Annotated in this window: 26 protein-coding genes and 1 pseudogene; 3 read left to right on the forward strand and 24 right to left on the reverse strand. The window is 46.7% G+C overall.

Annotation, left to right across the window (positions count from 1 at the left end; all coding sequences use genetic code 11):
* Positions 1–31: 31 nt before the first annotated feature.
* Entirely contained in the window at positions 32–1,141 is a 1,110-nt protein-coding gene (locus N4310_RS00670) for an ISL3 family transposase (protein WP_420832887.1), read from the reverse strand.
* Positions 1,142–1,386: 245 nt separating this feature from the next.
* Here N4310_RS00670 and N4310_RS00675 point away from each other — a divergent pair, with 245 nt between their 5' ends.
* A complete protein-coding gene (locus N4310_RS00675; RefSeq protein ID WP_262091695.1) occupies positions 1,387–2,214 on the forward strand; it encodes an exodeoxyribonuclease III in 828 nt (275 codons plus the stop codon).
* A 108-nt stretch (positions 2,215–2,322) separates the two neighbouring features.
* Here the strand turns inward: N4310_RS00675 and N4310_RS00680 are convergent, their stop codons facing one another.
* From N4310_RS00680 to N4310_RS00765, 18 genes and pseudogenes are all read right to left on the reverse strand, one after another.
* Positions 2,323–4,359: a cation:proton antiporter gene (locus N4310_RS00680; protein WP_262091696.1), complete on the reverse strand. Its 2,037-nt coding sequence runs from the start codon at positions 4,357–4,359 to the stop codon at positions 2,323–2,325.
* A gap of 4 nt (positions 4,360–4,363) precedes the next feature.
* A complete protein-coding gene (locus tag N4310_RS00685) occupies positions 4,364–4,615 on the reverse strand; it encodes a hypothetical protein (RefSeq protein WP_160332284.1) in 252 nt (83 codons plus the stop codon).
* A complete protein-coding gene (gene mnmM, locus N4310_RS00690) occupies positions 4,608–5,165 on the reverse strand; it encodes a tRNA 5-(aminomethyl)-2-thiouridylate-methyltransferase MnmM (RefSeq protein WP_262091697.1) in 558 nt (185 codons plus the stop codon). Before mnmM ends, N4310_RS00685 begins: the two co-directional genes overlap by 8 nt.
* Positions 5,166–5,243: 78 nt before the next feature.
* Positions 5,244–5,897: a phosphatase PAP2 family protein gene (locus tag N4310_RS00695; protein WP_262091698.1), complete on the reverse strand. Its 654-nt coding sequence runs from the start codon at positions 5,895–5,897 to the stop codon at positions 5,244–5,246.
* The gene (locus tag N4310_RS00700; RefSeq protein ID WP_160332287.1) at positions 5,887–6,450 is read right to left on the reverse strand and encodes an ECF transporter S component; all 564 of its coding nucleotides are present in this window, start codon (positions 6,448–6,450) and stop codon (positions 5,887–5,889) included. The genes N4310_RS00695 and N4310_RS00700 overlap by 11 nt, the downstream gene beginning before the upstream one ends.
* An 11-nt stretch (positions 6,451–6,461) precedes the next feature.
* Complete coding sequence (gene trmL, locus N4310_RS00705) at positions 6,462–6,971, reverse strand: tRNA (uridine(34)/cytosine(34)/5-carboxymethylaminomethyluridine(34)-2'-O)-methyltransferase TrmL (protein WP_179923353.1); 510 nt, start codon at positions 6,969–6,971, stop codon at positions 6,462–6,464.
* A 141-nt stretch (positions 6,972–7,112) separates the two neighbouring features.
* Positions 7,113–7,364 (reverse strand): membrane protein insertion efficiency factor YidD, encoded by a 252-nt coding sequence (gene yidD / locus N4310_RS00710; protein WP_262091699.1) that lies wholly within the window; start codon positions 7,362–7,364, stop codon positions 7,113–7,115.
* Positions 7,364–8,104, reverse strand: a complete 741-nt coding sequence (locus N4310_RS00715) for a pseudouridine synthase (protein ID WP_262091700.1) — start codon at positions 8,102–8,104, stop codon at positions 7,364–7,366. Before N4310_RS00715 ends, yidD begins: the two co-directional genes overlap by 1 nt.
* A complete protein-coding gene (gene scpB, locus N4310_RS00720) occupies positions 8,094–8,657 on the reverse strand; it encodes an SMC-Scp complex subunit ScpB (RefSeq protein WP_160332290.1) in 564 nt (187 codons plus the stop codon). Before scpB ends, N4310_RS00715 begins: the two co-directional genes overlap by 11 nt.
* Entirely contained in the window at positions 8,654–9,370 is a 717-nt protein-coding gene (locus tag N4310_RS00725; protein WP_179925463.1) for a segregation/condensation protein A, read from the reverse strand. Before N4310_RS00725 ends, scpB begins: the two co-directional genes overlap by 4 nt.
* On the reverse strand, positions 9,361–10,113 hold the full coding sequence (gene xerD, locus N4310_RS00730) for a site-specific tyrosine recombinase XerD (protein WP_262091701.1): 753 nt from the start codon (positions 10,111–10,113) through the stop codon (positions 9,361–9,363). Before xerD ends, N4310_RS00725 begins: the two co-directional genes overlap by 10 nt.
* Entirely contained in the window at positions 10,110–10,571 is a 462-nt protein-coding gene (gene cbpB, locus N4310_RS00735; RefSeq protein ID WP_160332293.1) for a cyclic-di-AMP-binding protein CbpB, read from the reverse strand. Before cbpB ends, xerD begins: the two co-directional genes overlap by 4 nt.
* On the reverse strand, positions 10,568–11,092 hold the full coding sequence (locus N4310_RS00740; RefSeq protein WP_179923331.1) for a metallophosphoesterase: 525 nt from the start codon (positions 11,090–11,092) through the stop codon (positions 10,568–10,570). The genes cbpB and N4310_RS00740 overlap by 4 nt, the downstream gene beginning before the upstream one ends.
* On the reverse strand, positions 11,074–12,030 hold the full coding sequence (locus N4310_RS00745; protein WP_262091702.1) for a nucleoside-triphosphate diphosphatase: 957 nt from the start codon (positions 12,028–12,030) through the stop codon (positions 11,074–11,076). Before N4310_RS00745 ends, N4310_RS00740 begins: the two co-directional genes overlap by 19 nt.
* Complete coding sequence (gene racE, locus N4310_RS00750; protein WP_262091703.1) at positions 12,027–12,821, reverse strand: glutamate racemase; 795 nt, start codon at positions 12,819–12,821, stop codon at positions 12,027–12,029. Before racE ends, N4310_RS00745 begins: the two co-directional genes overlap by 4 nt.
* Before the next feature lie 106 nt (positions 12,822–12,927).
* Positions 12,928–13,161 carry a YneF family protein gene (locus tag N4310_RS00755; RefSeq protein ID WP_179923329.1) on the reverse strand — a complete coding sequence of 78 codons (234 nt, stop codon included), beginning with the start codon at positions 13,159–13,161 and terminating at the stop codon, positions 12,928–12,930.
* 127 nt (positions 13,162–13,288) lie between these two features.
* Positions 13,289–13,975, reverse strand: a pseudogene (locus tag N4310_RS00760) (Bax inhibitor-1/YccA family protein).
* 10 nt (positions 13,976–13,985) lie between these two features.
* Positions 13,986–14,723: a TrmH family RNA methyltransferase gene (locus N4310_RS00765; protein ID WP_262091704.1), complete on the reverse strand. Its 738-nt coding sequence runs from the start codon at positions 14,721–14,723 to the stop codon at positions 13,986–13,988.
* 31 nt (positions 14,724–14,754) lie between these two features.
* Here N4310_RS00765 and N4310_RS00770 point away from each other — a divergent pair, with 31 nt between their 5' ends.
* Positions 14,755–15,033 (forward strand): acylphosphatase, encoded by a 279-nt coding sequence (locus tag N4310_RS00770; RefSeq protein WP_160332300.1) that lies wholly within the window; start codon positions 14,755–14,757, stop codon positions 15,031–15,033.
* Between the two features lie 79 nt (positions 15,034–15,112).
* Complete coding sequence (gene yidC, locus N4310_RS00775) at positions 15,113–16,051, forward strand: membrane protein insertase YidC (protein WP_262091705.1); 939 nt, start codon at positions 15,113–15,115, stop codon at positions 16,049–16,051.
* A gap of 123 nt (positions 16,052–16,174) precedes the next feature.
* Here yidC and greA read toward each other — a convergent pair whose 3' ends face one another.
* The 5 genes from greA to zapJ form a co-directional block, all read right to left on the reverse strand.
* Positions 16,175–16,657: a transcription elongation factor GreA gene (gene greA, locus N4310_RS00780; RefSeq protein WP_135035449.1), complete on the reverse strand. Its 483-nt coding sequence runs from the start codon at positions 16,655–16,657 to the stop codon at positions 16,175–16,177.
* Between the two features lie 13 nt (positions 16,658–16,670).
* On the reverse strand, positions 16,671–18,338 hold the full coding sequence (mltG, locus tag N4310_RS00785) for an endolytic transglycosylase MltG (protein ID WP_420832888.1): 1,668 nt from the start codon (positions 18,336–18,338) through the stop codon (positions 16,671–16,673).
* Between the two features lie 152 nt (positions 18,339–18,490).
* Entirely contained in the window at positions 18,491–18,979 is a 489-nt protein-coding gene (locus tag N4310_RS00790; protein WP_160332302.1) for a GNAT family N-acetyltransferase, read from the reverse strand.
* 55 nt (positions 18,980–19,034) lie between these two features.
* Positions 19,035–20,369, reverse strand: coding sequence for a UDP-N-acetylmuramate--L-alanine ligase (murC, locus tag N4310_RS00795; RefSeq protein WP_160332303.1), 1,335 nt, complete (start codon positions 20,367–20,369; stop codon positions 19,035–19,037).
* The gene (zapJ, locus tag N4310_RS00800) at positions 20,366–20,941 is read right to left on the reverse strand and encodes a divisome accessory protein ZapJ (protein ID WP_262091707.1); all 576 of its coding nucleotides are present in this window, start codon (positions 20,939–20,941) and stop codon (positions 20,366–20,368) included. Before zapJ ends, murC begins: the two co-directional genes overlap by 4 nt.
* Positions 20,942–20,983 lie beyond the last annotated feature (42 nt).

The raw sequence follows: 20,983 nt of genomic DNA on the forward strand, positions 1-20,983 counted from the left end.
CCGCACTACACTACCAAATAGGAATACCTACTTATTTGAAATAAGGCGACAATAAGTATGAGTTTTTAGAGGTGCCCATAAATGTCTCAAAGACTTTAGAGAAAATCTCATCCACCTGACGGATTTCAGTTTCAATCAAGTCATAGAAAAGATCCGCTCTTCTTTCTTCAAAATGTGAGAGTAAGAGTTGATAGATATTATAGTGGTACTTTAGTTTATCAGAAAAGGAAATGAGCTTATCACGAATCTGTCTGCTGTTAGTCCACATTCGGAAGGTTCGATCATAGAAGGTTTTTTCACTGAGATTGTAGCTATTTTTTTGGATGAGTCTCCAATGCTTCTTTAAGCCACGGTATTCGATAGACTTAGTGTTTTTAAAGTCATTCATAATTTGAATACGAAGTCTATTCATACCACGGGCTAGATGTTGCATGATATGGAATCTGTCTAAGATTATCTGTGCATTCGGAAATAGTCGCTTAACAAGGCCAAAATAGGGGGAATACATATCCATGGTAATAAACTTAACCTTTTGACGCACTTTCAAGTCGTAGTTTTGGAAGTAGTTTCGAATGACAGTCTCGGTTCTTCCGTTTAAGACAGTGATAATAGCAGATGTTTCGTAATCTTGAGCAATGAAACACATTTCTCCTTTTTTAAAGGCAAACTCATCCCAGCTCATAACTTTGGGCAGAGAGGTAAAAGAAGGTTTGAAGGAAAATTCTTGTAGTTTTCTAAGAACTGTGGATGTAGAGATACTTAACCTACGAGCAATATCTGTCATAGATTGTTTCTCAATGAGTAGATCCGCTATTTTCTGGAAGATTTGAACAGAAATTTGATGATTTTTCTGGACGATAGGTGTTTCGGAAACGACTACTTTTCGACAGGATTTGCATTGAAATCTTCTCTTCTTAAGAGCTAAGACAGTAGGAAGTCCTTGGACTTCTAGCAGAGGGATCTTAGACTCACGTTGAAAGTCAAATTTAATCATATCTCCTTGGCAATGAGGGCAAGCAGGTGTATCATAGTCTAACTTAGCACGAAGTACCTGATGGGTCTTTTCTTTGTATGCGAAAAGAATTTTGATGTTTTTGTCTGTTAAACCAAGCAATTCTGTGGTATTCTTAATAGGTTCCATATGATTCTCCTAGTGTTAGTTTTGTCGCTTTACATTATAGGTCATATGGAACTTTTTTTCTACTCAAAAAGCCCTATAACCTCTATTCTGGATTTTCACCCACTCTAGAAATTATAGAGCCAAAAAAATCCAAGCTCCATAAACACACAAGCTGGGTCTGTCCCAGCTTTTTTAAACTCCAGCTGCGAGATTCTCAAGCCATCTTTGGTATAATAAAAACAATTGAACAAATAGAAGGATAGATTATGAAACTCATTTCTTGGAATATTGATTCGTTAAATGCGGCCTTAACCAGTGATTCGGCTCGGGCTCAATTGTCACAAGCTGTTTTGCAAACCTTGGTGGCTGAGGATGCTGATGTGATTGCCATTCAGGAAACCAAATTGTCGGCTAAGGGCCCTACCAAAAAACACCTCGAAATTCTCGCGGATCTATTCCCAGACTACGAAAATACCTGGCGCTCCTCTGTCGAACCAGCCCGCAAGGGGTATGCGGGAACCATGTTCCTCTATAAAAAAGAGTTGGAGCCTGTCATCTCCTACCCGGAAATTGGAGCTCCTTCAACCATGGACCTCGAAGGTCGCATCATTACTCTAGAATTCCCTGAATTCTACGTGACCCAGGTTTATACTCCAAATGCTGGAGATGGCCTCAAACGATTGGCAGAACGTCAAGTTTGGGATGCATGCTATGCCGACTACCTGGCCAGTCTTGATCAGAACAAACCCGTTCTGGCAACGGGTGACTACAATGTAGCCCACAATGAAATCGACCTCGCCAATCCTGCCTCCAACCGACGCTCTCCAGGCTTTACCGATGAGGAGCGCCAAGGCTTCAGCAACCTCTTGGCCAAAGGCTTTACAGACACCTTCCGCCATCTTCACGGTATGGTTCCCGACCACTACACCTGGTGGGCTCAACGCAGCCGTACCAGCAAAATCAACAATACTGGCTGGAGAATCGACTACTGGTTGGTCAGCGACCGCCTAGCCGATAAGGTCCAAGAATCAAGCATGATTGATTCCGGTGCCCGCCAGGATCACACACCAATTCTCTTAGAGATTGATCTCTAAAAACGACGATAAAACCCACGAGCATTCCAACTCGTGGGTTTTATCGTCTCTGAAAAATTCTTCTCCTACCAAAAACTGGCGGAGGGCTAGGCTGATTTCACCTACCTTCTACTTCCGTCTCATCCTTACGAGACGGAGGCTAGGTGTCGCATCCTTGAGTGCAAAAGATTCCAGTTGGTTGACTTGGGAGCGAAGGATATTAGCCTCTTGGCTGCTAATATGGCCGTCATTTTCATAATCAAAAATCGCTTTTCGTTCTAGATAGTAGGCCTTGAGCATCTCTTTGGAACGGTAGGCCTGCTCTCTCAACAAGACACGATTGACAAAGCCTCCATCCCCAATAATCGCTGTTTCCCGGATCCGCCAATCTTGGACAAATTGAATCAGGGAATCCGTGTAGACTCCTTGTAAGTCTGCCAAAGCATCCACAATGACCTCTGTATTCTCCAAATAGAGCATGGCCAAATCGTCTTCATCATCCTGAGTCAAACGGAGATTTTGGTGGTGCATCCACTGGCGGCTACTGGCCCCGAGGGTCAAAATTTCATGTAGGAGGAGGCGGAGTACCCGCCAAACAACCAGGAGTACGTAGGTCAATTTGGACACTACCGACCGATTGATCCGTCGTTCCATGGCACGGAGATAACGCTGGTAGGCAAAGTAAGCCCGCTCGGAAATCTGGTCATCTTCATAGGCCTGTTCCAAACCATCATTTTCGACACTTAAAATCAAAAGCATCAAGTCCGTCCATTCCTCCTGAATGGTCTTGCCTTCTTGGGCAATGGTCAGGTTGACCAGGCGATCATTGTAGTTGTCCAACACCAAGTAGAGTGAGGTTTTGGACTGGGATTGATAGAGCTCGCTTTCCAACTGCTTCATCACATCCGTCAGAATGGCAATCTCCATCAAGTGATCAGCCTCTTCCCGATTGGGTTCTGCCAGATTGGGCAAGACCAAGAGCCCGGTCAAGAAGCTCAGAATTGTCACCCCGGCCACCAAAAAGAGCAATACAGGATACTCTTCCTTGAGCTCTTGCGGCAAGAGCAGGATAGTCGCAATGGAGACCGTCCCTTTTACCCCTGCAAAGGTCAAGATTAACAGATCCTGCTCCCCTTTTTCTTTTTTGAAAAAAGCTTGAAGGGTATAAAAAATCCGTAACATGACATAGCGGATTCCAAAAAGAAGAGCGGTTAAAGCCAGGCAGAGACCAAGGAGTAAGACCGTGTCGTAGACTGGACTAGTGAGGATAGGATCAACCAGGAAGACCATCTCGATCCCAAAGAGGAGAAAGACCGAGCCATTGAGCATAAAGGTCAAGGCCTTCCAGACAATCTCCGTGGTTTCAAAAACCTCCGCTTCCAAGGGGTTAATCCGTCGGAATCGGCTAGCCTTGAGAATCCCTGCAACCACAACGGCAATAATCCCAGACACATGGAATTCTTCAGCTAGGAAAAAAGTCAAGAGGGGCAAACCCAACTCCAGCAGCAGCTCACCTGCCACATCGACCGCCTGGAACCGCATCAGAATATTGTGAACCCACCGGTTCAAGAGGGCTGTCACAATCCCGACCAGGGCTCCTCCCAACATCTGCAACAGGAGATTCCCACCAGCATGGGCCAGGGAGAAAGCACCCGACGACCAGGCTAAAATAGCCACCTGAAAAGTCACCAGTCCACTGGCATCATTGAGCAAACCCTCTCCCTGCAAAATGTTAGCCGACTTGCTACTAAAGCGAAAACGCTGGGCTAGGGAAGAAAAGGCAATCAAGTCCGTTGGCCCCAAGGCTGCCCCCACAGCAATACAGGCTGCAAAGGGTAACAGAGGCATTTGCTGGGCTAATAAACTGCCCAGAACAAAGGTCGTTGCAAAAATTCCCGGAAAAATCAAATAAAGAATGATTTTCCAATGCTGAAGGATGCTGGAAACATCCGCCTCCTCGGCTTCTCGAAAGACCAGAGGTCCGATGATCAGGGCTAGAAACAGCTCGGTATCAAATTCAAATTGCCGATCAATCAAAAAATAACCAAGCATAATCCCAAATAGGATCTGCAAAAAGGGGATGGGTAAACGTGGAAAAACCTTATTGATCGCATTGGATAGAATGAGTAAGGTCAAAAAGACCAAAAGAATCACTAAGGGGCCCATCTACTTACCCCTCTCCCCGACAAATTTTCTGGTAGCGACTCTTCTCTTGATCAATCAAAGCCTTGGTTTTCTGCTCATCCTGGTGTTGAATTTGCTTAGAACAACGAGCCATCTCCAAATTTAACAAACGTTGCTGCTTACGACGAATTTTCCGAAAACGGCTGCTATCCGCCTCGGCTGGAGCTTCCTCCAAACGGGTCACAGTCCGCCGTTCCCGCAAGCGTTGCAAGCGTTCTTCAAATCTAGCTTTATCCATGATTCTCTTCTTTCTTTTCAATCATAATTAAAAATGGGGGTGTATTGCGTTGGTTCAAGGGCTTGTATTCCATAACCGTATAATGCTCCTGAGGCAGGGTTTGGACAAAGTCTAACAGCGCATCCTTTTCCTCAGGACCACCGGCATGACCCCAATAGACCATAATTGCGATCCGTCCTCCCGGAACCAGAGCACGGCAAGCACTGGACACAGCCACGAGGGTTGTCTCAGGCAAGGTCACTAAACTCTTATCTGCTGCCGGTAAATAACCCAAATTAAAAATGGCAGCACGAATGCTGGTCACATACTGTTCCAACTGCTCATGGCCGACCAGATGCAAACTCACATTGGCCAGACCTGCTGCTGCTAAACGGGCCTGGGTCTTCTCCAAAGCCACCTGCTGAATATCAAAGGCATGGACATGGCCACTATGCTGAGCTAAAAACAGTGTATCATGGCCATTTCCCATGGTTGCATCGACCGCAATCGCATCTGGACCCAACACCTGAGCCAAAAATTCATGGGCCAGTTCCAAAGGTTTTTGAACCATTTTGACCTTCCCTTTCTCGTTTTAAAGATGTTCCCATTATACCATTTTTATCCAAAAAGAAAGCAAGCTAACTCAAGGCTATCTTGCTTGTTTGCCTGTAAAGCGCCAACGAAAACGGAGGCCCTGATAGGCGGGATATTCAATCAATAGGAGGCCCAGACTAAGGAGCAGGCTGCCAAGCACATCACTGGGATAGTGGACGCCCAGATAGACCCGCGACAGCGGCAAGAGCAAAATCAGAATGACCAAAACTACTTGAAGCAGGCGTCTGAGGCCGATCGAGCTGATTCCCTGGGTAACCAGAATCAGCAAGGAGCCAAGGACCAAACCAGCTGCCAGAGCATGGCCACTTGGAAAGGAGAACCCATGCTCAACCACTAGATGCTCCAGACTGGGGCGGGGCCGTTGGTAAATGTTTTTGAGCAAGACTACCAGTAGACCTGTCAGGATCAAATTCCCAGCCAGAAAAAGGGCTTCACTGTAGTAGCGTTTCCAGACCAAAAAAAGCGTCATCACTGTGACCCAGGTGATAATCACCGGCATATTGCCAAGCTTGGTCAGGGTGGCAAAGAAGCTCGTTAGGCCTGCTGGCAGATCGCCCCGCACAGCCGTCTGTACCATTCCATCAAAAGTCTCCAGATGCTGGGGATAAAACCGAACGGTATAGCCTAAAATAACAAAGAGCAAGAGGCAGAAACTGCCCTTGCTCCAATAGAGTTGCTTATTCTGCATAAGCTTTCACCAAAGGTTTCATCAAGGCCCAAACCAGACCAAAACTGATCGTGTAGACAACACCGGAAATCAAGTTAAAAGGAAGAATCATAGCTTGAAGATAGGTTCCAATCCCAATAATCTTCCCAATGTCAAAGCCGGCAAACTGGGCATAGAGGGGAATCGCATAGAAATAGTTCATGGCCACCATAGCTAGTGTCAAGGCTAGTGTCGCTAGACCACCGGCGAGGAAATACTGAACATAAGAATCCTTCTTCCGCCAAACCAAGGCCAAAACAAGAATAAAGACAAATACAGCCAGCATATTCATCGGCAAACCAATCATCGTTGACACTCCCTGGTTATTCAAAACTAACTTCAAAAGGGAACGAAGCAAGAGCACCAGGCTAGCTTGTTTCAAGCCAAACAGTTCTAAAGCTACCAAAATTGGCAAAATGCTGAGGTCTAACTGTAAGAAATCAGCTCCTGGAATAATCGGCATTGCGAAAAACATGAGAATAAATGAGAGGGCAGAAAGAACCGCCACAATGGTCAACTGTCTAACTCGAGTCATATCAGTACTCCTTACTTTATCTTATCCTGTACATAATGATGTACTTCTTCCAAGCCGACAAACTGCTGTTGGCGAAGAGCTTCATAAACCACCATACAAACCGCATTCGAAAGGTTTAAACTCCGAACATGGTCGTCATTCATGGGGATCCGAATGGCTTGACTCCGTTGATCCTGCAGAAAGGCTTCCGGAAGGCCTGTATCCTCACGCCCAAAGATGAAATAGACGTCTTCAGCTAGCTGATAATCCATCTGGGCATAGGTCTGTTCTGCAAATTTGGTAACGGGGTAGAGTTTCTTTCCTCCATGTTGGGCCAAGAAGTCCTCTAGGGAATCATAGTGGTGAATATCCAATTGATCCCAGTAATCCAAACCAGCCCGTTTCATTTTTTTATCATCCAAAGGAAAACCCAAAGGATGAATCAAATGAAGGGGACTATTGGTTGCCGCACAGGTCCTAGCAATATTACCCGTGTTCTGGGGTATCTGGGGTTGGTATAATACAATGTTATTCACAGAAATTCCCTTTCCAGCTAAAAAAATAGCCACATCACCCGGAGTCAAGCTCGGCGGACAATGTGGTGCCAAACTTGATTAACTTAGGTCACAACAGGTTTGAGCTAAATCAATCAAATTACTTTTTTAGTATATACTAGGAGCTCCCTATCTGTCAAGCTTCTTGATTTCTTTTTTCAAAAAATGAAAGGAAGCTGGAACTGGAGCCTCCCCGCCTTCCGACCAGGGATGACAGGAGAGAATCCGTTTGGTTCCCAGATACAAGCCCCATAAACCATAAGCTTCAATCGCCTGGATCATATAGGTGGAGCAAGTTGGACTATAGATGCAGGAAGGAGGAAAGAGGGGCGAGATAAAACGTTGGTAGAAGCGAACACAGAGGATTAGCAAATGGCTCATCATCTTTTCCGAGCAGACTTCTTGGCCGTCACCGCTAAATTATGCAATTGACTCACTTCTTTTTTATTGAGGCGCCGGAATTCTCCTGGAGCCAAGCCGGCTGCATCCAAGTGGCCGAAGTGGGTCCGTGACAGTTTATCAACCTCTAAGCCAACCGCTTCAAACATTTTCTTGACCTGGTGGTTGCGGCCCTCGTGAATGGTCAGTTCAACCACTGAACGGTTTTTAGCTGGATCAACTTTCAAGATATTATAAACAGCTGGTTTGGTTTTTTTGCCGTCAGTCACAACTCCGCGAGTCAAGGGACGCAGATTCTCCTTGGTTGCCAGTCCTTTCACACGCGCCAGATAGACCTTGTCTAGTTCATTGCGGGGGTGGATCATCTCATCGGTAAAGTCCCCATCATTGGTCAATAACAGAACCCCACTAGTATCCCAGTCCAGCCGTCCAACCGGATAAATCCGTTCCTTAACGCTGCCAAAGAAATCGAGGACGGTCCGCCGGCCCTTGTCATCGCTAACACTGGAAATCACGCCTCGGGGTTTGTTTAAGAGGTAGTAAACTTTTTCCTCCTGATAAATTGGCTGCCCTTCGACTTCTACACGGTCGCCCTTTTTGACAGTAGTGGCTAATTCCTTAACCACCTGGCCATTGATGGTTACCCGGCCCAGCTTAATCAACTCTTCCGCTTTTCGCCGACTAGCAATACCCGCATGGGCAATATATTTATTAATTCTCATTTTCTTCCTCAATCCTAAATAAAGACAGTTCTTCCTGGTCTTCTTCCTCAACTTGAACCTGGGGTAAATCCTCCAAATGGTTCATCCCCATATAATCCAAAAAATAGTCCGTCGTGCCATAAAGATTCGGACGGCCAAGGGTTTCCTTTTTGCCGACTTCTTTGATTAAACCAAATCCTTGCAACTTAGCTAGAGCTCCGCTGGAGTTAACCCCGCGAATGGCATCAATTTCAATCCGGGTAATGGGTTGGCGGTAAGCAATAATCGAAAGAACCTCCAAACTGGCCCGGGACAGCGACTGTTGCATAGGGGTTTGGGCATAGGCTTCCAGTAGGGAAGCGTAGGCAGGTTTGGTCACCAAACGCAAGTTACCCTTGGTCTCAATCACGGTCAAGCTAGAATCCGGATTCTGATTATAGGCTTGCCCCAGAGTCTGAAGTAGGCTTTCCAACTGGGTCGGAGCTACATTCAACATGGAACTCAAATGAAGACGATCCAGACCATCCTCCCCTGCTGTAAATAAAAGGGCCTCTAAGGCTGCTAATTGACTCATGACACCTGTCCTTCTATCCATATTTCATCAAAGGTTTCTGGCTGATGGAGACGGATTTCCTGGATTTTCACCAACTCCAAGCAGGCCAAAAATTGTGTAATCATTTGCGAGAGCGATTCCGCCTGGGAAAGGAGCTGGCTGAAAGCCAATTTCCCCTTAGCCCGTACCAAACCTTGGCGAATCTGCTCCATCGAATCCTCAATCCGGAAATCATCCCGCTCCACCGTCGTCTGCTGACCCTGTCGCTTCTTTTTCTCCTGCCGCAACAGATGGGAGAAGGTCAAGAAGAGATCCGTAGCAGTCACATCGCGATTCAAAACAACCACTTCTGAAGCCAGGGGCAGGGCCGGATGGCTATAGTAACGTGAGCGCTCCTCGTGCTGCTGGGCCAATTCCTGACTAGCTGCTTTAAAATAGCGATAGTCTTCCAATTGTTGCAGGAGATTTTGTTCCAAATCCTCGATGGGCTCATCGTCTTCCTGCTGCTGAATCTGAGGTAAGAGCTTGCGACTCTTCAGTAAAATCAACTGACTGGCCATGACCATATACTCAGACGCCACCTCTAAGCGGAGGGCTTGGAGGGTGGAGAGATAGGCTAGGTATTGTTCAATGACTTCCAAGAGAGGAACATCATAAATATCCATTTGGTAGCGGGAGACCAGGTGCAAAAGCAAGTCCAGTGGCCCCTCAAAATCTTTGATTTTTATTTCCATTTGCGGTACTTCTCAATACTGTGCAGGGAGCGGAGCCCAAGATTGTCTGCAATTGTCAACAGGCCCACCCCAGCCTGCAATTCTTTAAAAATATATTGCTCCCGTAAGCTTTGGGGAGAGTGCGGGACCAGTCCCTGCTCCTCCAAATAGGCCTTGATTTGCAGAAAGACCCACTGACGGGTATAGGGTTTACCTTGGTGTTCAAAGATGTAGGAAGTTTGGCTTGTTTGATCTAGGGCCTGGCTCAGATGCGAACTTAACTCCAGAACGCGGCGCCTCCCACTTTGGCCAACCTGTAGTAGTCTCAGAGCCGGCTGTAAGTCCGTCCGTTCTAGCTGGATAATCTCTGTTGCCTGTAGGCCAGTCTCCAAGATCAAGGCGACCAGAATTTGCCCTTGGGGATACTGGGTGGCTGTCTCAAACAAATCCTTAGCCAGCAAAGTCCGGTCAGGAGTACTAGGCTCCTCTTTCCTTTCCAAAGGAGGTAAGGTGAGGCGATGGTACTGGTCGCTATGACCCTCCTCATAAAGAAAGAGGAGGAATTGATTAATAGCCGATAATTTCCGGCGCTGGGCGGTTACACTAAGCTGGGCCAGGGAATCACGATAGAGTTTCAGACCTAACTCGTCTACTACTGCTCCCTGCAGACTTTTGGCCAGTTGCTGGAGGTCGGAACTATAGGCTGCTCGGGTATTGGCTGACAAGCGTTTGGAGTCTAAAAAGGCTTCAATCCAGTCTTTCATTTGGGACTCATTTCATAATACTGACCAAACTCGTGGAGCAGGGCATTGGTGGCCTTCAAAATGGATTTCCGGGCGATAATTCCTTCCAAGACACCTTGGTCATCCAAAACGGGTAGGAAGGATTCATCAACCAGTTTATGGAAAACCTCGGTTAAGCTGTAACCAGGACCCAGGGTTAATCCATCGCGTTTCACCATATGAGAAATGTCCATACTTTCCAGCTCCTCAGCAGACAGATTGTGTTTCATTTGGTAGCTGAGAATGTCCGTCAGAGAAATCGTCCCAACATAGTGACCGTGGTCAGTGACCACGGGAATCCGAGTGTAGCTAATCTGGCTCAACAACAGAATCACATGGTCGACATTGTGACTATCAATGACCACCGCCAGATTTTTGGCCGGCGTGAGGAAGGTCGATTCTTGAGCCTTCAAATAATCCTCTAGTGGTTCTGCAATCATTGGATGGTAAACTCCTTGCTTAGGCCTGGGAAAAGCTGATGGTCACGCGTGTAGTAATCAATCCGAACCAGTGTACCTTGGATTGAGAGGACGGCATAGAGCCGCTCCAAGATTTGGCCTCGGGGCTGGCTGACAGAACCTGGATTCACATAGAGAATCCCCGCTTCCTGATAAGCAGCTGGGACATGGAGGTGGCCATACAAGCAGATGCTAGCTTCTTCCTCCTGGGCCCAATAGGCCAATTTATCCATGGTGAAATTTATGTTCTGTAAGTGACCATGGGTTTGGATGATCTTATAGCCATCCAGCTCCACCCGCTGCTGATCGGGATAACCGGCTAAAAAGTCCATATTGCCAGCAACAACCTGAATGCCATCCCAGACCGGATCATTCACTTCAAGCTCCGAATCGCCATTGTGGAAAATCAGATCTGCCTTGTCTTGCCACTGCTCTTTAATGGCTTGAACAATCTCGCGATCTCCATGAGAATCGCTCATGACAACTATTGTCCGTCTCTCCATGATGGAAATACCTCCACTAATTTTTCAACTGCTTGAGCCCGATGAGACTGCTGGTTTTTCTCCTCCATGCTCAATTGGGCAGAGGTTTTGCCAGTCTCCCCAATGAGGAACAGAGGATCATAACCAAATCCATTTTCTCCTTTAGGCTCAAATGCAATGTAACCCGGCCAATCGGCCTCAACAACTAGGGACTCCCGCCCCGGTGCCGCAACAACCAGGGTCGTGTGAAATTGGGCAGAACGCTTGTCAGCCTCCAAGACCATAGCCAGCTCATGCAACAACTTGGCATTGTTGTCCGCATCCGTCGCATCTGGACCTGCAAAGCGAGCACTCCAGACTCCTGGCAGTCCGCCTAAGACATCAACCTTCAAGCCGGAATCATCGGCTAACACCATGGTTTCAGTAATAGCTGCAATTCCTTCGGCCTTCAGGCGAGCATTGGCTTCAAAGGTTGTCCCCGTCTCGGCAATTTCAGGTAGGTCGGGGTAGTCATTGAGATTTTCCACTCGAAAACCAAGGGGCTCAAAAATCTTCTTAAATTCTGCCGTTTTCCCTTCATTGCGTGTCGCAATCAAGAGCGGCTCTAAGTCCGCTTCACCCAAGACCTTGGCCAGCTCTTCACCGTTTTCAGGCAAGGCGACGTGCAACAAGCGCCCGTCCTCAACCACCAAGAGGGCTGCTCCCCGCCGCTCCAAGGTCAACTGCCGGTCTTCGCTACGATTTATCAAGTCCACCATAAAGCGAGCCAGCTTTTGGGCTGAGGACCATTGGAAAACTTGAACTTTAAAGTCGTTTTTTTGGGACAAATTTTGAAAAGGAGCTAGGAAATGATACACCTGATCTTCCTGATCAAAAGCGAAACTTAAGTGAGGTCCGTCAGAAACTTGTGCCACGTACCAGTCTTGTCCATCTCGAAATTCTACTAATTCTTGTTTCATAAATCTATATGCTCCACTCGTACTGCTTCTTCCAGCCAGGTCTGAGCTAGCTGGGTAAAGGGTTCAACATCACCGGTTGTATAAAAGGTGTGTTGCTGCTCACTGAGATCACGACCGCGGTTAATCTCAAAATAATTCAGGAGAACGGAAATATCCCGGACACATTCCGCCCCACTATCAATCAAGGTCACCTCAGGCCCTAGGGCATTTTGAATGACCGGGCGCAACAAAGGGTAGTGGGTACAACCTAGGATCAAGGTTGAGACCTTGCCCTGAAAGTCCTTCAATTGGTCATAAACCACCTTTTTAGCCAAACTGGACTGCAGTTCATTGGCTTCTACCAAGGGCACAAAAGGAGGACAGGGTTGGCTCATCACCTGGGCTTTGGGATCCAAGGACTGGATCTTCTGCCGGTAAATGTCTGAAGCCACGGTCATCTCCGTAGCAATAACCCCAATCGTCCCCTTCAGATTAGCCTTTAGGGCTGCAGAGGCTCCTGGAAGAATCACCCCTAACACGGGGATGTCCAAGGCCTCCTTGATTTCTTCCCAGGCCACAGCTGTAGCCGTATTGCAGGCAATGACAATCATTTTGACATTTTTCTCTTGTAAAAAGCGGACCAATTCCCAAGTATATTGCCGAATTTCTTCGGCGGCGCGTGGTCCATAAGGCGCACGCGCCGAGTCCCCAATATAAATGACTTCCTCATGGGGGAGTTGCCGTCGCAATTCTTTAACGACCGTCAAACCTCCAACCCCTGAGTCTAAGAAACCAATTGGGCGATTATCCATACCATCCTCCCTTTATCTCAGCTGATAGATCTCAAGGTAAGACTAGAGAGCCTAGGTTACCTGAGGAAAACGACAAGGCTGAGACTCTTGTCTCAGCCTCACTTCCTTATTTCTTGGCTTGTTTCTTTTGTTGATTGACAATCTGTTGGTAAACTTGATTCACACGAGCCTCACTTGGCTTTTGACCCATTTGGCCCATCATAACCCGAAGGGCATCCTTATTCAAACGAGGGTATTGAGCCATTTCTTGTTCAACTTGGCGACGGGTCAAGTAAATTCCGAGTGCCACACCACCAATAAAGAAAACGACGATTAAAATAATTGCTAGCCACAAAGCCATAGTTCAAATCCTTCCTCTTACTCTAACTAGTTTGAGTATTACATACATTCGCTCTTATTATACCAAAGCTCTGACGCTTTTTCAAAAAGAAAAAAGACCTCCAAGCAAAAACTTGGAAGCTTCTTTCCTAATCGCGGTTAGCCGCAAAAATGCGAAGAATACTCAAGAAGAGGTTGATAAAGTTCAAATAGAGACTCAAGGCCATAGAAATCGCCCAACCGTTGGACACTTGCCCACCTGATTGCTGGTAGGCTTGACGAATGCGTTGGTTGTCATAGGCTGTCAAACCAGCAAAAATCACGACCATGACCAAACTCATCACATAGGACAAGCCGGCACTTCGTAGGAAAATGTTAATCAAACTTGCAATCAACACACCCAGTAGCACCATTCGGAAGGCCTGGGCCATACCGGATAGGTCTCGCTTGCTGACAAGACCAATCACAGCCATCGCAAAGAAGGTCAGGGTCGCTGTCACAAAGGCTGCAAAGACATTGGTTTGGCTTTAGGCTGCCAAAATAAAGCTTAGTGTAAAGCCGTTAAGAGCTGAGTAGAACAGGAACAGAGGCATGGCCATTGGATTATTTTTCCAGGCAGTGCTTGAAACGGAGTAGACCAAGGCAATTTCAATAAAGGAAGCGGCATAGTAAACCCAGGAATGGTTGGCCATGATGTTGAGCATGGTTGCTTGGAAAACGTAAAGCAAAAGTCCTGAAACTAGGGCTGAGATTGCTAGACCCAGACCCATATAACCATAGACCTTGGCAAAGAAACGATTTAAACCGGTATCGGCTTGACTGGTAATTGGTTGCATAAATTCTCCTTTAGCTATTTTTCAAATGAAACAAGAGGATCCCCGCGGCAATAGCCACATTGAGGCTTTCTGCCTGACCAGCCATCGGAATATGAACGGTCTGATCTGCCAGTGAATGGGCTTGTTCCGAGGCACCCTGGCCCTCATTCCCCATTAAGAGAATCACCGCATCCAAGGGATCTAGATCCAAGTAACTCTGAGACCGGTTTTGCAAACTGGTCACCAGCAGCGGCGCGTGAGGTTCCTGGGCTAGCTGGCCCAAGGGATATTCATAAATGGGTAGGTGCCAGTGGCTCCCCTGCATGGAACGTAGGGTCTTAGGGCTATAGATATCAGCTGTTCCAGGGCTCACTAGAACCCCCTTAAAGCCCGCTGCATCAGCTGTCCGAATCATGGTACCAACATTACCTGGATCCTGCACTTCTTCAAGATAGAGCCACTTGCCCTGGGTCAGATCTGGGGCCTCTTGGACCTCTCGTTGCACCTCGGCCACAATCCCTTGAGGCGTTTTCGAATCGGCGACTTCCGCCAGAACGGCAGGACTCACTACTTGATAGTTGACATCCGCGGGGAGACGATGCCGTTCTTCTTCCAAAATCAAAATCGAGCCAAAGCTAGCTCCAGCTTGATAGGCCTCCTCAAAAAGGTGCCAACCTTCAATCAAATAGGAATCCTTGCGGTATTTTTTCTTGGTCAGCTTTTTGATCTTTTTAATCAAAGGATTAGTTTTAGAGGTTATAATAGTCATAAGAGATATTATAGCACAAAAGGAGAAAGTCATGAAAAAAGTACGTATGATTGTTCAGGGACGAGTCCAAGGAGTCGGTTTTCGCTGGTCCGTCTGGGAATTAGCCAATTCTTTGGGAGGGATTACCGGTCGTGTCTGGAACCGCGAGGATGGGCTGGTTGAAATTCTAGCCCAGGCCGAAGATGCGGCAAAGATGGCTCTTTTTATCCAAGAGGTGAGAAAGGGACCTAGTCCTTTTTCTAAAGTGACCTATGTCGATGTGACCCTGGCAAATTTCCCTTCTTACGAAGATTTTGCCATCCAAAACTAAGCTCCGTCTGCAGTCCTATTGTAATCTAGGCTCAAAAGCAGTAGAATAGAAGGGTATCATTTAGAAAAGGAACTGAATTGTGACGACTAAAAAAACATTTGCTACTGTAGGACTCTTGGCTTCCATGCTGGTCTTGCTCTCAGGCTGTGTCGGTCAAGATGCTAATGGCAATCCGACAGGTCTCATTTGGACCCTCTTGGGGCAACCCATGAGCACCCTGATCACTTTCTTCGCTGAAAACCAAGCCTTGGGTTATGGTGTGGCGATTATTCTTGTAACCATTATTGTGCGTGTGATTATCCTGCCGCTAGGACTCTACCAGGCCCAGAAGGCAGCTTATCAGGCTGAAAAAATGGCCTATATGCAACCCATCTTGGCACCGATTCAAGAGCGAATGCGAAATGCCCAGACCCAAGAAGAGAAATTATTGGCCAACCAAGAATTTATGGCGGCTCAACGGGAAAATGGCCTCAATCCTTTTGGAGGCATCGGCTGTCTTCCAATCTTGATCCAGATGCCTTTCTTCTCAGCTCTCTTCTTCGCAGCCCAACATACCCCTGGTATCGCAGGTTCCAGCTGGATGAATATTCCCTTGGATTCTCCAAGTATGCTCCTGACCATCCTAACCGGAGTTCTCTACTTGATCCAGTCAGCCTTGACCCTGGTTGGAGTCACTGAAGAACAACGCAAACAAATGCAGTCCATGGTGTTGATCAGCCCCTTGATGATTATGTTCTTCTCCTTCAGCTCTCCTGCCGGAGTAGCCCTCTACTGGTTGGTCGGTGGTTTCTTCTCAATTATTCAGCAATTGATTACCATGTATGTGGTTCGTCCACGTCTCCGTAAACAAGTTGCCAAGGAATTTGAAGAAAATCCTCCTAAAACACCAAGTCAGTTCGGAGCAGCCTTCGGAGCCGGTGCAGGTGCTAGTCCTATCAAAGACGTAACCCCACCAAGCTCCCAAAACCGTCAACAGGCAAACAAAAAACGCAACGCTGGTAAGCAGCGCTCACGCTAATCAGTGACCACCCCATTTTCCTTTGGAAGATGGGGCTTTTTGTAGTTCTGGCTACTCTCAGAACCAAAAAAGGACTTGATTCTCATTTTGAAGAATCAAGTCCTTTTTCACAGGCTACCCTGCTTATTTTGATTTTTTCACAGATACGATTTTGACGTCGTAGCTGCCAACTGGGGTTTGGACGGTAACGGTGTCACCGGTTTTACGACCGATGAGGGCTTGGCCGATCGGGCTTTCGTTAGAAACCTTATTAGCAAAGGCATCAGCACCAGCAGATCCAACAATCATGTAAGTTTCGGTGTCTGTTTCACCCACTTCTTGGATGGTTACAGTTTTACCGATAGCTACTTCATTTTTAGCAACAGAATCAGAGTCTACAATTTCAGCATAGCGAATTTTGGTCTCCAAGTCTGAGATTTGACCTTCGACAAAGGCTTGCTCGTCTTTGGCTGCTTCGTATTCACTATTTTCAGAAAGATCTCCGTAGGAACGGGCGATTTTAATCCGCTCAACGACTTCTGGACGACGGACCAATTTCAGTTCTTCTAATTCTTTTTCAAGCTTTTCCTTTTCAGCCTGGGTCATTGGATAGGTTTTTTCTGCCATAGTTTCTCACTTTCTAATTGGCACTAGCCGATGCGTTGGCTAGTTTGGAATTGACATGTTCTTCAACATTCCGGTTGTGTTCTTCAATATTGTTGGCGTAGTAGACGGTACCTGTATCGACATCCGCTACAAAGTAGAGATAGTCTGTTTTGTTGGGATCAATGGTGGCACGAATGGCTGCCATTCCTGGGCTGTCTACTGGACCAGGCATAAGACCTGGATTTTTGTAAATGTTGTAAGGTGAATCGATATTGGTATCGATTCCAGCATCTTCAGCGAGGGTTGTCTTTTGTCCAAGTTTGCCCATTGCATATAGGATGGCAATGTTACTTTGGAGAGGCATTTGTTGGCTCAAACGGTTGTTGAAGGCGCTGGCAATATTTTTCCGATCCTCATCTGTTGCTCCCTCTTTCTCAACAAGAGAAGCTAGGGTCAAGATATCATTCACGGATTTTTGTTGCTGGGCAATCGGCTCATAGAACTGTGCCATATTGGCATCCATGGCTGCGACCATTTGTTCAATCAAGGCCTCAACTGTGTCACCCTCATTGTAGTCATAGGTTGCAGGGAAGAGATAGCCCTCTAAACGGTACTTAACTCCCGCTTCTTTGGCAGGCAGACTGCCCAAAAGATTTGGATATTTCGCCACGAGCGCTTCGATAAAGCCATCATCTTGAACTTTTTCCATAAAGGCTTCTTTGGTAAAGATACTATTTTCTTGACCATCTTTCGAAGCTGCATTTCGAGTAACAGCATCCGAAATCTGCTCCAAGGTATAACCTTCTGGAATTGTGATTTTACCGAGAGATGGGGCCACCGGACTCTCCGTTCCGCCCTCTTTCAATCTCTCAATAATTTCTTCCACATTCATATTTTTCTGCAGGTTGTAATAACCGGATTGGAAATCGGTATGATTGCGGAATTGTGTGTAAAAATTAAACACTTGGCCACTCTTAATGAGACCGGCATCTTCTAAAATGCGGCCAATTTCTCGGTTAGAAGAGCCAATCGGCACTTCAACCTGGACATACTCTGTTGAGTCTTGATCAATCGGCCCCAAGGCAGATTGGACGTAAATGTAACCGAAAACGCCAGTTGCTAGGAAGCAAAGCAAGAGTAGCAGAGTTACCACTCCAACAATCTTCTTAGCCACTTGGTTTTGTTTTCGACGTTTTTCTTGACGTTTTTCCATGTCGTCTTCTCCTTGCCAGTCGACTTGTTCAACCCGAGCCAACTTGGTTTCTTTTACAGGAGCTAGGCTCTGTTTCTGTTCTTCGGCAGCAAAAGAGAGCGATTTCCCTGGAGCTGCTTTCATGCGAATCTGAGATCCAGGTTGTTTCTGCTGGACAGCTTCTGCATGCGCTTTTTCTTTAGCCGCAGGGACCGTTCTTTGTTTGCGAAGAGCCTCTGTCTCAATGGTGGTGGTGTGTTTTTTACCAATGGACAAGGGTACCTGGATGGACTTCCCTTTCCGTTTGAGAGCTGCTGCCGGCTTGGGTGCCGCTACAGGAGCCTCCGGATTCACATCTGTCTGTTTGATCTTTCCGGCTTGAGGAGTAACTGGAGCGGCAGGTCTAGCCTCTGAGGATTTCACTCTAGACTGTTCGACTCCTGCTTCTTGTTCAACCACCTGGGCCTGAGCCATTTTTTCAGCATGGGCACGCTGAACCTGACTCAGCATCTCCTGTCTTTTTTGCTTGGATTTGGAAAGGTCTCTCAGAATTTGCTCTTTAAAGCTTAGACTTTTCGGTCTTTCTTGGTCAGCCAAAGGCGGGACCTCCTTCATACTAATCTAAATCATTATACCACAAAGACAGGATTTTCCACTAATGATTATAACCCTAATTCCCACAACATATCAAACCATTTTTCTCCGGCATAAGTGGAAGAAGAGGGACCTAATAGCTGGAAGCCCTGGCCTTCATAATAGCCAATCAAGTAATCATGGCAGGTTAAGTTAATCCCCAGCCGCTGATCCCGCAAGACCACCTGCTTCAGCTCATCTAGGAGTAAGGTTCCCAGCCCCCGGCCTTGCGCCTCCGGCGCCACGGACAAACTGGTAATCGAAATATAGCCGCCCGGTTCCGCACTCCAATCCTGAGCTTGGTAAAAGTTCCGGTCTACTAGGGTTCGTTCGGGAACCACCGGTCCTTCAAGATAGGCGAGAATGCGGTCATCTTCCTCATAAACTAGGAAACTGGTCGCAATGTTTTGAATATGACGGGCCAGGGTTTCATAGGGCAAAGCTTCTTCCTGTCCAAAATTTTGGACTTCAATCTCATGCAGCCGATCCAAATCAGCCATCCTTGCCAGACGTATCATATTTCCTCCCAAAAAAAGAAGGGGAGGTCGGGACCAGCCCCACCTCTCTACTTCATTATTGAATATTATTAGTTAAATTCGCCAGCAACTGCTCAAAAGAGTGTTCGTAGGTCTGGATATCACCAGCTCCCATAAACACAAAAATCGCATTGTCATGGTCCAAGAGAGGTGAGACATTATCGACTGTGATAATACCACCTTTTTTGGCAACCTTAGCTGCTAGATCCTCCACGCGCACCTGACCGTCGTCCACCTCACGGGCAGATCCATAAATCTCTGCCAAATAAACCGAATCTGCCAAGTTCAAGGCCTCCGCAAATTCATCCATCAAGGCAATGGTCCGCGTAAAGGTATGGGGTTGAAAAATCGCAACGATTTCTTTACTTGGATATTTTTGACGAGCGGCATCAATAGTCGCAATGATTTCTGTTGGATGGTGGGCAAAATCATCAATAATGGTCACACCATTCACAATTTTCTCGGTAAAGCGACGTTTCACACCCGCGAAGGTTTTCAAATGCTGACGCGCCAAGTCCAAATCAAAACCAATCGTATGCAACAAGCCGATAACCGCTGTCGCGTTCATAACATTGTGTTTGCCATAAGTTGGAATGTGGAACTGACCAAGGTCTTCCCCACGAAACTCAACCGTGAAGGTTGAACCAGTCGTCAAACGCACCAAGTCCTTGGCAATGAAATCATTTGTCTCAGGATCAAATCCATAATAATAGATCGGAGCCTCAGAAGTAATCTTCCTGAGGAGTTGGTCTTCCCCGTAAATGAAGAGACCATTTTTAACATTATCTGCATAGGTGTCAAAGGCATCAAAGACATCCATGAGACTGGTAAAGTAATCCGGATGGTCAAAATCAATATTGGTAATGATTGAGTAAGCCGGATGATACGGAAGGAAATGACGTTCGTATTCATCTGATTCGAAAACAAAGTAACTAGCTTGTTTCGATCCACGTCCAGTCCCATCACCAATCAGGTAAGATGTGTCTGTCATATGAGACAAAACATGGGCTAACAAACCGGTTGTCGATGTCTTCCCATGAGCACCCGCCACACCAAGACTGGTAAATTGCTCCATAAATTCGCCCAGAAACTCATGGTAACGACGGTAGCTAAGTCCCTGCTCCTCAGCCGCTGCCAGTTCCACATTGTTGCTAGCCTTGAAGGCATTTCCCGCAATCAATTCTAAATCGGGAGACAGGTTGGCTGCATCAAAGGGCAAAATCTGGATCCCTTCCTGCTCTAAACCGCGTTGGGTAAAGTAGTACTTATCGACATCACTCCCCTGGACCTCATAGCCCATTTGATGCAGCATGAGTGCCAAGGCTGACATCCCTGACCCCTTAATTCCGATAAAATGAAAACGCTTGGTCATTGTTTCTCTCTCTCATTTGTCAACTTGCGCAAATCCAATTCCTGATTGGTTTGACGAGGACTTACTTTCTGTTCTTTCTCTTGGTAAATTTGACTCTTCCTTAGAAAATCATAGGAATCCTTGCTAGCCTTTTTATCACTTTTTTTAGTCCGTCCCCGTAAATCCGCTAGAATATACTGGTCCTGACTGAGTTTTTGGCCATACTTACGGTAATCCGAACCCGCTTCCTCCTGAGGTCGTGAGGGCTGCACTTCCTCCAGACGACGCTTTAGGTCTTGACGAAAGACCTGATTGGGATCATCCTGAAGATAAGAGGCGGACCGTTTCTGGCGGACACTTTCTCTGGCTTTTTCACGGCCCAAGGCGGCATCCGTCTTAAACTCTTCCTCGACCGGTAACTCCTTGTTCTCGAGTTTTGCAGTCGAAATCGGCGCCCAATCATAAAAGGACTTTTCCTGGTAATCACCTTTAATATTACTAATAAAATCAGACTCTTCATAGAGATTCATTGGCTGACGATCCTCAAAAATTGGGTCAGAATCAGTCGCCAAAGGAAATTGTTTATCTACCATCGTTTTATCCTCTCAAATCTCAATTATAGCGTTTTTTCTCCG

Source organism: Streptococcus danieliae, from assembly GCF_025447695.1.
Lineage (GTDB): Bacteria > Bacillota > Bacilli > Lactobacillales > Streptococcaceae > Streptococcus > Streptococcus danieliae.